Below are 11556 nucleotides of genomic sequence, written 5' to 3' on the forward strand. Positions count from 1 at the left end.
CTCCCACCTAGGTTATTGCGTCACTGCCACTTTCGCGTTTTTGATCCGCAAGCGGTAGGCAATGTAGATCACCCCCACCCAAACCGGCATCGCATACACCGAATCGCGAACGCCCGGAATCGCCAGCATCACGCTGATGATCATCAGCATGAACGCCAGGCACAGGTAGTTGCTGAACGGGAACCAGAAGGTCTTGAACGACGGCACCACGCCTTGCTCGGCCATGGCCTTGCGGAACTTGATGTGGGTCAGGCTGATCAGCGCCCAGTTGATCATCAGCGAGGCGACCACCAGCGCGAACAGCAACTCCAGCGCGCTGTGCGGCGCGACGTAGTTGACCACCACGCACAGCAGCGTCACCAGCGCCGAAATCGCCAGGGCCCGCAGCGGCACGCCTTGTTTGTTGAGTTTCATCAGCGCTTTCGGCGCGTCGCCTTGCTCGGCCAGGCCGAACAGCATGCGGCTGTTGCAGTACACGCCGCTGTTGTACACCGACAGCGCCGCGGTCAGCACCACGAAGTTGAGGATGTGCGCGGCGGTGTCGTTACCGATCAGCGAGAAGATCTGCACAAACGGGCTGCCGCTGTAGGCATCGCCCGACGCGCCGAGGGTTTGCAGCAGTTGATCCCACGGGTACAACGAGAGCAGCACGGTCAGCGCGCCGACGTAGAAAATCAGGATGCGGTACACCACCTGGTTGATCGCTTTCGGGATCACTTTACGCGGCTCGCTGGCCTCGGCGGCGGTGATGCCCACCAGCTCCAGGCCACCGAACGAGAACATGATGAACGCCATGGACATTAACAACCCCATGCCGCCGTTGGGGAAGAAACCGCCGTGGCTCCACAGGTTGCTGATCGATGCTTGCGGGCCGCCGGTGCCGCTGAACAACAGGTAGCAGCCGAGCACGATCATGCCGACAATCGCCACCACCTTGATGATCGCGAACCAGAACTCGGTCTCACCGAAGAACTTCACGTTCAGGGTGTTGATCAGGTTCACCGCGACAAAGAACACCAGCGCGCTGACCCAGGTCGGAATCTCCGGCCACCAGAACTGGATGTACTTGCCCACGGCCGTCAGTTCGGCCATGCCCACCAGCACGTAGAGTACCCAGTAGTTCCAGCCCGCCAGGAAGCCCGCGTAACCGCCCCAGTATTTGTGGGCAAAGTGGCTGAACGAACCGGCCACCGGCTCTTCGACGATCATCTCGCCGAGCTGGCGCATGATCAGGAACGCGATAAAACCGGCAATCGCGTAGCCGAGGATCATCGACGGCCCCGCCGACTTGAGCACGCCGGCCGAGCCGAGGAACAGCCCCGTACCGATCGCGCCGCCCAAGGCAATCAGCTGAATATGCCGGTTCTTCAGGCCACGCTTAAGGCCTACCGGGTTAACCATGTCATCCGCCATTAACATTCCCTTCTACTTGTTTTTCTTGGGGTTGATTGCACGCCGCGCCCAACCCCTCAGAAGTGCTGAGGGGTCAGATATTACTCTGCGTGAACTTTTCGTAATACAACTGAACGCCATCAAGTGCCTGATCCAGCAGCCATTGTTGGATGGATTCGACCATCGGAGGAGGCCCGCACACGTACATATCGGCCGAACTGTCCCGCCATTCGGCCAGGTCGAAATGCTCGGTGAGGTAGCCACGCTTGCCGGACCATGCGGGCGGCGGGTCGCTCAGTACTTCGGTGTAGCGAAAATCCGCGAGCGTGGACGCGTAACCCTCGATGCGCGCCGCTTCGCACAGGTCCTCGGCGCCGCGCACGCCGTAGTACAGGTGGACCGGCCGTTCGCAGGCGTTGGCCGCCAGTTCATCGAGCATGCCCAGCAACGCCGACAACCCGGTGCCGCCGGCGACCAGCACCAGCGGTCGGCTGACGTGGCGCAGGTAGAACGCACCCAGCGGCGCCTCCATCAGCAGCGGATCGCCGACCTGGCAACGTTCGCGCAGGTAGTTGCTCATCACCCCGTCGGGCAGCAGGCGGATCAGAAACCGCAGCTGATTGCCCGGCCGGTTGGCGAAGGAATATGCGCGCCAGCTGTCGGTGCCCGGAACCGCCAGGCGGGCGTATTGGCCCGGCAGAAAGTCCAGCGCTTGCTCCAGCTGCACTTGCAGGATCGCCGTGCCGGTCGAGACCTGCCGCACCTCGCTCACTGTGCCGCGCACCTGCACCGGCCCCGGTGCGTTGCACAGGCTGGAATCGAAGTCGAAGTAGAACGTCGCATCCGACTTCACCCGGGTCTGGCAACTGAGCATCTTGCGCTGTTGCAGGTCGCGGCTGGAGAGGGCGTCCTCGTCCACATAGTCCTGGCTGTATTCACCGCTCTCGCAGCGGCCCTGGCAGGTGCCGCACACGCCTTCGCGGCAATCCAGCGGAATCTTGATGCCATTGCGCAGGGCCGCATCCAGCAGGATTTCATGCGCGCCCACCGGGAAAAACAGCGTCTTGCCGTCGGCAAAACTGAAGGCCACTTTGTGATTCATCCCCAGTACTCCGTGGGTTCATGTGTGAACCCTTGTAGGAGCGAGCGTGCTCGCGAAAAACTCAAGGACGCCGCGTACATTCAGGATGCCCGCATCATCGTTGACGTCCTTCGCGAGCAAGCTCGCTCCTACAAGGGGGCGTTCGCCAGCGTTACAGGTGATAGAAATCCAGCACCGAGTTGATGGTGTCGTTGAGCAACAACGCGTGCTTGCGGGTGATCAGCCAGCTGTCGCCATGCGGCTTGAGGCGATAGGTCGCGTGGCCGTAGAACTGCTCCGACGTGGCCAGGCGATAGAACAGCGTGTGCCAGTTCAAGCGCACCTCCAGTGTGCCGTCCGCCTGCTCGGCGATACGCACGTTGTGGATCAGGTGCAAGGTGCGCGGCATGGGCGTGGCCGACGCCGCCTTGCCAGTGCGCAGGCGGAACACGCGGTCTTCCAGGCCCGAGCGGTTGGCGTAATAGATCAGCGACATTTCGCGCTTGGGGTCGCGGGTGTAGACGTGTTCGGAGTCCCATTGCGGCAGGTGGAATTCGCTCTGCGGGTCGAACAACTGCACGTAGGCGTCCCAGTCCTGGGCGTCGCACAGCTCGGATTTGCGATAGAAAAATTGCTCGATCCGGTACTGCAATGGCGCATTCATCATTCCACCTCCCGCAGCTTCAGCGCGCGTTGGTCGAGGCCGTTGAGCAGGAATTGCTGCCAGTTGCGGTGCTGGTTGACGTACAAGCCTTCGTGGGTAAATTCGGTGCCGGTCATGGCGGGCTGGATGCCGAGGGCTTCGCTGTTCGGCGTCGGCCCGGTGGCCCAGCGGTGGCTGCCGCGTGAGATATCGCTCCAGCGCTCCAGGCGGCCCTGGAAACCGCGCTGGGCCTCGCGAAACTCCACCAGATCGTCCGGCGTGCCCATGCCCGAGACGTTGAAGAAGTCCTCGAACTGGCGGATGCGGTTTTCCCGGTCGGCGTCGGACTCGTGCTTCACCCCCAGGCACTGGCTGATGATCTCGGTCTTGTTCCACGCCAACGGGCGGATGATGCGCAACTGCGAGCTGATCTGGTCGAGGAAGAACAGGCTCGGGTAGATGTTCAGGTTGCGCAGGCGATGCATCATCCACTCGGCTTTTGGCTGGCCGTGTTCTGCCACCAGGCGCGGCATGATGGTGGCGTAGCCGGAGCGTACCGTGGGGTTGGGCATGTCGCTGAACAACAGGCTGTGGCCATTGTTGAAGGCGAACCAGCCGTCGTCGGTATTCGCGTCGCCGGCGCCGAGTTTGCTGTAGTCCAGCGTCGTGCCGGCCGCGGTGCCATTCGCGGTATTGACCTGCTGGCGGTGCTGCACCGTGGCCACGTAGTTGTAGTGGACAGTGCTGACGTGATAACCGTCCAGGCCGTTTTCGTTCTGCAGCTTCCAGTTGCCGTCGTAGGTGTAGGCGGACTTGCCCGGCAGCACCTCCAGCTCACCGCTGGCGGACTGGGCGACCATCATGTCGAAAAACACTTTGGCGTCGCCGAGGAAGTCTTCCAGGCTGTCGGTGCCGTTCACGTCCAGGCTGATGAACACAAAGCCTTTGTAGCTGTCGATGCGCGCCTTTTTCAGGCCGCGCGTGGCCTTGTCGAAACCTTCCGGGTATTCCCCCGGCGCCTTGACCTTCACCAGCCGGCCGTCGCTCTTGTAGCACCAGGCGTGGAACGGGCAGGTGAAGGTCGACTGGTTGCCCTTGCCGACGCGGGTGAGGGTGGTGCCGCGATGTTGGCAGGCGTTGACCAGCGCGTTGAGCTGGCCGTCGCCGTCGCGGGTGATGATCATCGGCTGGCGCCCGGCGCGCATCGTCACGAAATCGTGGTTGTTCGCCAGTTCGCTTTCGTGGCAGGCGTAGATCCAGTTCTTCTCGAAGATCAGTTCCATCTCCAGGTCGAACAGTTGCGGCTCGGTGAACATGTCGCGGGCGATGCGGAACACTTCATCGGCGGGGCGGAAATCCACGCAGCTGTCGATGAAGCTTTTCCATTGCTCGACGCTTCTTGCACCACTCATGGGACGCACCTTTTGATAATGGCTGAACGGGTCAGCCATTAAGCGACTGCGCCGAGGCGGCGGGCTATCCGCTTAATGGGCGAAGGCGGGCCGGATAGTTGGGCATGAAATACCCACGCCGGTGCAGGGCGGTGACGCAATGCGCTACTGTCATGCAGGGCGGTGCGCGCAGAAGTCGGTGGTTTATCCACATAGTCGAGCGTTGTTATCCACCCAGCAGCGAGACTGCCGCCGTGGCGCAGAACTTGCTGTCGATCTGTCACGACGCGCCGCCAGAGCGCGCAACCGCCTAACCGCCGTGGGTGCAGCCTGATGAGTAGCCATACACGCGATATCCGTATCGAACGCTTCGACCTGGAGGGCGCCCGCAGCTGGATGTCCGGCATCTGCGGGCCGCACCGCCTGGCGACGGCCACGCCCGAGCGCCTGCGTTTCCATCACAGCGCCAACGTGTTCAAGTCCCGCGCCACCACCCTGGGCGTGATCGAATACGGCACCGACGTGACCATCGACATCGAGGACGCCGAACACTTCAGCAGCTACAGCCTGAGCCTGCCTCTGGTAGGCGAGCAGGAGTTGAGCAAGAACGGCGAGCGCCTGAGTTCCAACCGCGATCAAGGCGTGATCATCTCGCCCAACGAGCACCAGGTGCTGGCGATTTCCGGCGATTGCCGCAAGTTGCAGGTGGTGATTACGCGGGCGGCGATGAGCGAGTCGCTGGAAGGCTTGCTGCAACGGCCGATCGAGGCGCCGCTGCGTTTCGAACCGGTGATGGATGCGGTGGACGGCGCCCCGGCCTCGTGGTGGCGCATGGCGCGTTACTTCATCGCAGAGCTTGCGCGCAGCAGCGAGTTGTACGAGCAGGCGGCGTTTACCCGCGACCTGGAAAGCTCGTTGATCAAGGGCCTGATCCTTGCCCAGCCGAATAATTATTCAGAGGAATTGCGCGACGTGCTTGGCGTGAAGCTGCCGCACTACTTGATCCGCGCCCGCCAGCACATTCACGACAACGCCCGCGAAGCGGTGCATCTGGAAGACCTGGAAGCCGCCGCCGGGGTCTCACGGTTCAAGCTGTTCGATGCGTTTCGCAAATACTTCGCGCTGTCGCCGATGGCTTACCTGAAAAAGTATCGGCTGGGGGCGGTGCGCCAGGAGATCCTCGAACACGGCTCCACCCGCACCATCTCCGAGATTGCCCTGGGCTGGGGCTTCACCCACCTGGGGCGGTTCTCGGCGGAGTACAGAAAGCTGTTCGATGAGTCACCGAGCCAAACCCTGCAGCGCAAGCGCCTGCGCACTGTCTAAAAAACACCGCAGATCAAATGTAGGAGGGGGCTTGCCCCCGATAGCGGTGTGACAGCCCACACATATACTGATTGACACACCGCCATCGGGGGCAAGCCCCCTCCTACATTAGATTTGCAGTGCCTGGGAGATTTCAGATCAGTTCTTCAACCAACTGCAAACAATGATTCAGCCCCGGCGACTGATCATTCACCCGCCGGCTGAGAATAATCGGCGAGGTCGCGGTGGCTTCCACCACCGGCGTGTAGGCGATGTCCGCGCGATGCAGCACCTGCACCGACGCCGGCACCAGCGTCACGCCCATGCCCGCGCCGACCAGGCCGATGGCGGTCTGCAACTCGTTGGTCCACTGCGCCACCTTGAGGCTCAAACCATGGGCGTCGAACAGCGCGATCACATGGTCGGCATAACTGGGCCGCGGGTTGCCGGGGTACAGCACAAACGGCTCGGCGGCCAATTGGGCGAGGGTGGCGGGCGCGCCCAGCAAGGCGTGGCCGGCGGGCAACACCGCAACCAGGCGGTCCTCGACCAGCACCCGCTGGACGATGGCCGGGTCATCGATGCGAATCCGCCCGAAGCCCACGTCGATCCGCCCGGCCTTGAGCGCTTCGACCTGTTGCAAGGTGGTCATTTCCGACAGCCCCAGTTCCAGTTCCAGCGCGTCGTGGTTGCGCAGCCGCCGAATCAGCTCGGGCAGCACGCCATACAAGGTCGACGGCGCAAAGCCGATGCCCAGCCAGGTCTTCTCGCCCTGGCCGATACGCCGGGTGGTGTCGCAGACCTTGCCCAACTGCTCCAGCAGCACAGTGGCGTGTTCATAGAAAAACCGCCCGGCCTCGGTCAGCCGCAGCGGTCGGCCGCGCTCGAGCAGTATTACGCCCAATTCATCCTCCAATTGCTGGATCTGCCGGCTCAACGGCGGCTGGGCGATGTGCAGGCGTTCGGCGGCGCGGGTGAAGTTGAGGGTTTCGCCCAGCACCTGGAAATAGCGCAGATGTCGCAGTTCCATGACAGCTCCTTTGATACCTTGAAGGTATTGTGCGAGACCAATTCTATATTGGAAGCCACGAAAAATGCGGCACAGAATCGGCTCAAATCTATAAAGAACCCAACGGGTATAGCCATGCCGATTTGTGCCATCGAGTCGATCGAAACCATCATCGTCGACCTCCCCACTATCCGCCCGCACAAGCTGGCGATGCACACGATGCAGAACCAGACCCTGGTGATCGTCCGCCTGCGTTGCGCCGACGGCATCGAAGGCCTCGGCGAAGCCACCACCATCGGCGGCCTGAGCTACGGCAACGAAAGCCCCGACAGCATCAAGATCAACATCGACCGCCACTTCGCCCCGCTGCTGATCGGCCAGGACGCGAACAACATCAATGCCGCCATGTTGCGCCTGGCGCGCAGCATTCGCGGCAACACCTTCGCCAAGTCCGCCATCGAAAGCGCCTTGCTCGATGCGCTGGGCAAACGCCTGCACCTGCCGGTCAGCGAACTGCTCGGCGGCCGCGTGCGCGATGCGTTGCCGGTGGCCTGGACCCTGGCCAGCGGCAACACCGAGCAGGACATTGCCGAAGCCGAGAAGATGCTCGACCTGCGCCGTCACCGCGTCTTCAAATTGAAGATCGGCGCCGGTGAGGTCAGTGCCGACCTGGCCCATGTGATCGCGATCAAAAAAGCCTTGGGCGAGCGCGCCAGTGTGCGCGTCGATGTCAACCAGGCCTGGGATGAAGCCGTCGCCCTGCGCGCCTGCAAGGTGCTCGGCGACAACGCTATCGACCTGATCGAACAGCCGATCTCGCGCAACAACCGCGCTGGCATGGCCCGGCTTCAGCTGTCGAGCCCGGCGCCGATCATGGCCGACGAATCCATCGAATGTGTCGAGGACGCCTTCAACCTGGCCCGCGAAGGCGCGGCTTCGGTGTTCGCCCTCAAGATCGCCAAAAACGGCGGCCCGCGCGCGGTGTTGCGCACGGCCGCGATTGCCGAAGCGGCCGGGATCGGCCTGTACGGCGGCACCATGCTCGAAGGCGGCCTCGGCACCCTGGCCTCGGCTCATGCGTTTCTCACCCTGGACACACTGGCGTGGGGCACCGAGCTGTTCGGCCCGCTGCTGCTCACCGAAGACATCCTCACCGAGCCGCTGGTGTACCGCGATTTCCAGCTGCATGTCAGCACCGCACCGGGCCTGGGCCTGGCCATCGATGAAGAGCGCCTGGCGTTCTTCCGTCGTGACAACCACTAAGAGGCGCCTGCCATGTTGTTCCACGTAAAAATGAGCGTACACCTGCCCGTCGACATGAACCCCGAACGTGCTGCCAGCCTCAAGGCCGACGAAAAAGCCCTGGCGCAGCGCCTGCAGCAAGAGGGCAAATGGCGCCATCTGTGGCGCATCGCCGGGCTCTACGCCAACTACAGCGTGTTCGATGTCGACAGCGTGCAGGAACTGCACGACCTGCTGATGCAACTGCCGCTTTATCCCTACATGGCCATCGAAGTGAATGCGCTGTGCCGGCACCCGTCGTCGATCCACGCGGACGACCGCTGAGCCTGTTTTATCCCCAATAATTACAAGATGAGGATTGCACCATGTCCATCCGACTGTCCCAGACTGCCCACGCCCAACAGTTTCTCGATGAAGCCAGCGGCCACCGCAGCGAAAGCGGCAACCCGCGCACCAAGACGCTGATTTACCGGATCCTGCGGGACACGGTGAACATCATCGAAGACCTGGAAGTCACCCCCGAAGAGTTCTGGGCGGCGGTCAACTACCTCAACGAATTGGGCCAACACCAGGAAGCCGGTTTGCTCGCCGCCGGGCTTGGCCTGGAGCATTACCTGGACTTGTTGATGGACGCCGCCGACGAAGAAACCGGCAAAACCGGCGGCACCCCGCGCACCATCGAAGGCCCGCTGTATGTGGCGGGGGCGCCGCTGTCGAAATACGAAGCGCGCCTGGACGACGGCCAGGACCCGGGCGTGCCGCTGTTCATGCGCGGCCAGGTACGGGACACGCAGGGCAAGCCGTTGGCCGGGGCGATTGTCGATGTGTGGCAGGCCAATACCGGCGGCACTTACTCCTGGTTCGACACCGCGCAGTCGGAATTCAACCTGCGCCGCCGCATCGAGACCGATGCCCAGGGCAACTTCCGTTTTCGCAGCATCGTGCCGTCGGGTTATGGCTGCCCGCCGACCGGGCCGACCCAGCAGTTGCTCAATCAGTTGGGACGCCACGGCCAGCGGCCGGCGCATATTCACTTCTTCATCTCGGCGCCGGGGCATCGGCACCTGACCACGCAGATCAACCTGTCGGACGACCCGTACCTGCACGATGATTTTGCCTACGCGACACGGGATGAATTGATTGCCGAAATTCGCTTCAGCGACGATCAGCACCTGGCGCGGGAACTGGGTGTGGAAGGGCGTTTTGCGCAGATCGATTTTGACTTCGAGGTGCAGCTTGCCGATGCGCCGCTGGAGCAAAAGCGCATGCAGCGGGTGCGTGCATTGGAAGATTGATCAACGCGGTCAAAAAATGTGGGAGGGAGCTTGCTCCCGATAGCGGCGGATCAGTAAACATTTAAGTGACTGACACACGGCTATCGGGGGCAAGCCACCCTCCCACATTGTTTTGTGGTGTGGCTGACTATTTGCGCAGCACCAGGTCCAACACTTCATCGCGATCCTTGATCTTCTGCAACACGATCTCCGAGCGGATATCCATCACCCCCGCCGTGCGGTTCAGGTGGTTCACGATAAAGTCCGAAAAGTGCTTGAGGTTGCGCGCCTGCACCCGCAGCACGTAGTTGCTGGCGCCGGTGATCACGTAGGCGCTGGCCACTTCCGGCCAGCCTTGCACCTTCTGGATAAACGTCTCGTGCCAGTCCTCCACGTCCTGGCGCACCGACAGGTGGACGATGGCCTCGAGTTCGATCCCCAACCGCTCGGCATTCAACACCGCCCGATAGCCGCTGATGATGCCTTCGCTTTCCAACAGGCGCAGACGGCGCAGGCAGGCGGAGGGCGACAGCGCGACTTTTTCTGCGAGTTCCTGGTTGCTGATACGGCCGTCCTGTTGCAGGAAATGCAGGAGGCGCAGGTCGGTGGCGTCGAGAATCATGCTTAGAATAAATCCGCGTGTTTTCGGTTGAACTTCGAATTTCCTACAGCTTAATTAGCCTGTTGCCCACAACTTTGCACGAAAATTCTCTAAAACTTCGCTCATTATTTACGGCATCTTCACTTATAAAAACCAGGACAGCCCATGATCACTCGAAGCCATTGCCAAGCCCTTGACGACCAGGACCGGTTGGCGCCGCTGCGCCACCAGTTCGCCTTGCCGCAGGGGGTGATCTACCTTGACGGCAACTCCCTCGGCGCACGTCCGGTGGCCGCGCTTGCGCGGGCGCAGCAGGTGATCGCCGAGGAGTGGGGCAATGGCTTGATTCGCAGCTGGAACAGCGCGGGTTGGGCGGACTTGTCCCAGCGCCTGGGCAATCGCCTGGCGCCGTTGATCGGCGCGGGGGAGGGCGAAGTGGTGATCACCGATACCACTTCCATCAACCTGTTCAAGGTGCTCAGCGCCGCCTTGAGCGTGCAGCGCCAACGCGCGCCGCAGCGCAAGGTGATCGTCAGCGAAGCGAGCAACTTCCCCACCGACCTGTACATCGCCGAAGGCCTTGCCGAACTGCTGCAACAGGGCTATTCGCTGCGCCTGGTCAACAGCCCGGACGAACTGCCCCAGGCCATCGACCCGGACGTGGCGGTGGTGATGCTCACCCACGTCAACTACAAGACCGGCTACATGTACGACATGCACGCGCTCACCACGTTGAGCCACGAGTGCGGCGCGCTGAGCCTCTGGGACCTGGCGCATTCGGCAGGTGCGGTGCCCATCGACCTGCATCGGGCCGGCGCCGATTATGCGATCGGTTGCACCTACAAATACCTCAATGGCGGCCCTGGTTCCCAGGCGTTCGTGTGGGTCAACCCGGCGCTGGTGGACGTGGTGCGCCAGCCGTTGTCGGGCTGGTTCGGGCATACCCGGCAGTTCGCCATGGAGACGCGTTATGCACCGAGTGCCGGCATCGCCCGTTACCTGTGCGGCACCCAGCCGATCACCTCGCTGGCCATGGTGGAATGCGGCCTGGAGATTTTCGAACAGACCGACATGGCCAGCCTGCGCGGTAAATCCCTGGCCTTGACCGACCTGTTTATCGCACTGGTTGAAGCCCGCTGCGCCGCCCACGGCCTGGTGTTGATCACCCCGCGTGAGCACGCCAGACGCGGCAGCCATGTGAGCTTCGAACACCCTGAAGGTTATGCGGTGATCCAGGCACTGATTGCCCGTGGAGTGATTGGCGACTACCGCGAGCCGCGCATCATGCGCTTTGGTTTTACGCCGCTGTACACCTGCTTTACCGAAGTGTGGGACGCCGTGGAAATCCTCGGTGAGATCCTCGACAACCGCACCTGGGACCAGGCGCAATTCAAGGTCCGTAACAGCGTCACCTGAACAAACACCGACAACAATGGGGGGAGGGAGCTTGCTCCCGATAGCGCTGTATCAGCGTGCGAATCCGGCGACCGACACACCGCCATCGGGGGCAAGCCCCCTCCCACAGGAGGTCTGCGGTGTACATCCATTGAGTGTCTGACGCAGGCTCAATGTGGGAGGGGGCTTGCCCCCGATGGCGGCGGATCAGTCACCTAGGTAT

At 62.2% G+C, this 11556-nt stretch carries 11 protein-coding genes; 5 read left to right on the forward strand and 6 right to left on the reverse strand.

Going from position 1 to position 11556, the window contains the following annotated elements:
* Positions 1–12: 12 nt before the first annotated feature.
* The 4 genes from AC07W0_RS23040 to antA all read right to left on the reverse strand — a co-directional run bounded on the left by AC07W0_RS23040 (position 13) and on the right by antA (position 4528).
* Positions 13–1413 carry an amino acid permease gene (locus AC07W0_RS23040; protein WP_046488225.1) on the reverse strand — a complete coding sequence of 467 codons (1401 nt, stop codon included), beginning with the start codon at positions 1411–1413 and terminating at the stop codon, positions 13–15.
* A gap of 73 nt (positions 1414–1486) precedes the next feature.
* The gene (gene antC / locus AC07W0_RS23045; RefSeq protein ID WP_102618622.1) at positions 1487–2494 is read right to left on the reverse strand and encodes an anthranilate 1,2-dioxygenase electron transfer component AntC; all 1008 of its coding nucleotides are present in this window, start codon (positions 2492–2494) and stop codon (positions 1487–1489) included.
* A 151-nt stretch (positions 2495–2645) separates the two neighbouring features.
* Positions 2646–3137, reverse strand: a complete 492-nt coding sequence (antB, locus tag AC07W0_RS23050) for an anthranilate 1,2-dioxygenase small subunit (RefSeq protein WP_017849473.1) — start codon at positions 3135–3137, stop codon at positions 2646–2648.
* Positions 3137–4528, reverse strand: coding sequence for an anthranilate 1,2-dioxygenase large subunit (antA, locus tag AC07W0_RS23055; RefSeq protein WP_102618621.1), 1392 nt, complete (start codon positions 4526–4528; stop codon positions 3137–3139). The genes antB and antA overlap by 1 nt, the downstream gene beginning before the upstream one ends.
* Before the next feature lie 312 nt (positions 4529–4840).
* Here antA and AC07W0_RS23060 point away from each other — a divergent pair, with 312 nt between their 5' ends.
* Positions 4841–5833 carry an AraC family transcriptional regulator gene (locus AC07W0_RS23060; RefSeq protein ID WP_046382074.1) on the forward strand — a complete coding sequence of 331 codons (993 nt, stop codon included), beginning with the start codon at positions 4841–4843 and terminating at the stop codon, positions 5831–5833.
* 133 nt (positions 5834–5966) lie between these two features.
* Here the strand turns inward: AC07W0_RS23060 and AC07W0_RS23065 are convergent, their stop codons facing one another.
* Entirely contained in the window at positions 5967–6842 is an 876-nt protein-coding gene (locus tag AC07W0_RS23065) for a LysR family transcriptional regulator (protein ID WP_046488219.1), read from the reverse strand.
* 114 nt (positions 6843–6956) lie between these two features.
* Here AC07W0_RS23065 and AC07W0_RS23070 point away from each other — a divergent pair, with 114 nt between their 5' ends.
* The 3 genes from AC07W0_RS23070 to catA are packed head-to-tail and all read left to right on the forward strand — an operon-like array spanning position 6957 to position 9358.
* Entirely contained in the window at positions 6957–8084 is a 1128-nt protein-coding gene (locus tag AC07W0_RS23070; protein WP_102618620.1) for a muconate cycloisomerase family protein, read from the forward strand.
* Positions 8085–8096: 12 nt separating this feature from the next.
* Positions 8097–8387, forward strand: a complete 291-nt coding sequence (catC, locus tag AC07W0_RS23075) for a muconolactone Delta-isomerase (RefSeq protein ID WP_017849468.1) — start codon at positions 8097–8099, stop codon at positions 8385–8387.
* Between the two features lie 41 nt (positions 8388–8428).
* A complete protein-coding gene (gene catA / locus AC07W0_RS23080) occupies positions 8429–9358 on the forward strand; it encodes a catechol 1,2-dioxygenase (protein ID WP_102618619.1) in 930 nt (309 codons plus the stop codon).
* Between the two features lie 127 nt (positions 9359–9485).
* Here the strand turns inward: catA and AC07W0_RS23085 are convergent, their stop codons facing one another.
* Positions 9486–9959, reverse strand: coding sequence for an Lrp/AsnC family transcriptional regulator (locus AC07W0_RS23085; protein ID WP_017849466.1), 474 nt, complete (start codon positions 9957–9959; stop codon positions 9486–9488).
* 144 nt (positions 9960–10103) lie between these two features.
* On the opposite strand from AC07W0_RS23085, the gene kynU reads away from it, so the two are divergent.
* Positions 10104–11354, forward strand: a complete 1251-nt coding sequence (gene kynU / locus AC07W0_RS23090) for a kynureninase (protein ID WP_046488213.1) — start codon at positions 10104–10106, stop codon at positions 11352–11354.
* Positions 11355–11556: the final 202 nt, after the last annotated feature.

The sequence above is a fragment of the Pseudomonas sp. GW704-F2 genome (assembly GCF_059423025.1).

What these genes read in the sequence shown, in the direction of transcription:
- AC07W0_RS23065 (WP_046488219.1), bottom strand. Translation starts at nt 6,842, where the DNA reads ATGGAACTGCGACATCTGCGCTATTTCCAGGTGCTGGGCGAAACCCTC.
- antB (WP_017849473.1), bottom strand. Translation starts at nt 3,137, where the DNA reads ATGAATGCGCCATTGCAGTACCGGATCGAGCAATTTTTCTATCGCAAA.
- AC07W0_RS23040 (WP_046488225.1), bottom strand. Translation starts at nt 1,413, where the DNA reads ATGGCGGATGACATGGTTAACCCGGTAGGCCTTAAGCGTGGCCTGAAG.
- kynU (WP_046488213.1), top strand. Translation starts at nt 10,104, where the DNA reads ATGATCACTCGAAGCCATTGCCAAGCCCTTGACGACCAGGACCGGTTG.
- antC (WP_102618622.1), bottom strand. Translation starts at nt 2,494, where the DNA reads ATGAATCACAAAGTGGCCTTCAGTTTTGCCGACGGCAAGACGCTGTTT.
- antA (WP_102618621.1), bottom strand. Translation starts at nt 4,528, where the DNA reads ATGAGTGGTGCAAGAAGCGTCGAGCAATGGAAAAGCTTCATCGACAGC.
- AC07W0_RS23070 (WP_102618620.1), top strand. Translation starts at nt 6,957, where the DNA reads ATGCCGATTTGTGCCATCGAGTCGATCGAAACCATCATCGTCGACCTC.
- catC (WP_017849468.1), top strand. Translation starts at nt 8,097, where the DNA reads ATGTTGTTCCACGTAAAAATGAGCGTACACCTGCCCGTCGACATGAAC.
- AC07W0_RS23085 (WP_017849466.1), bottom strand. Translation starts at nt 9,959, where the DNA reads ATGATTCTCGACGCCACCGACCTGCGCCTCCTGCATTTCCTGCAACAG.
- catA (WP_102618619.1), top strand. Translation starts at nt 8,429, where the DNA reads ATGTCCATCCGACTGTCCCAGACTGCCCACGCCCAACAGTTTCTCGAT.
- AC07W0_RS23060 (WP_046382074.1), top strand. Translation starts at nt 4,841, where the DNA reads ATGAGTAGCCATACACGCGATATCCGTATCGAACGCTTCGACCTGGAG.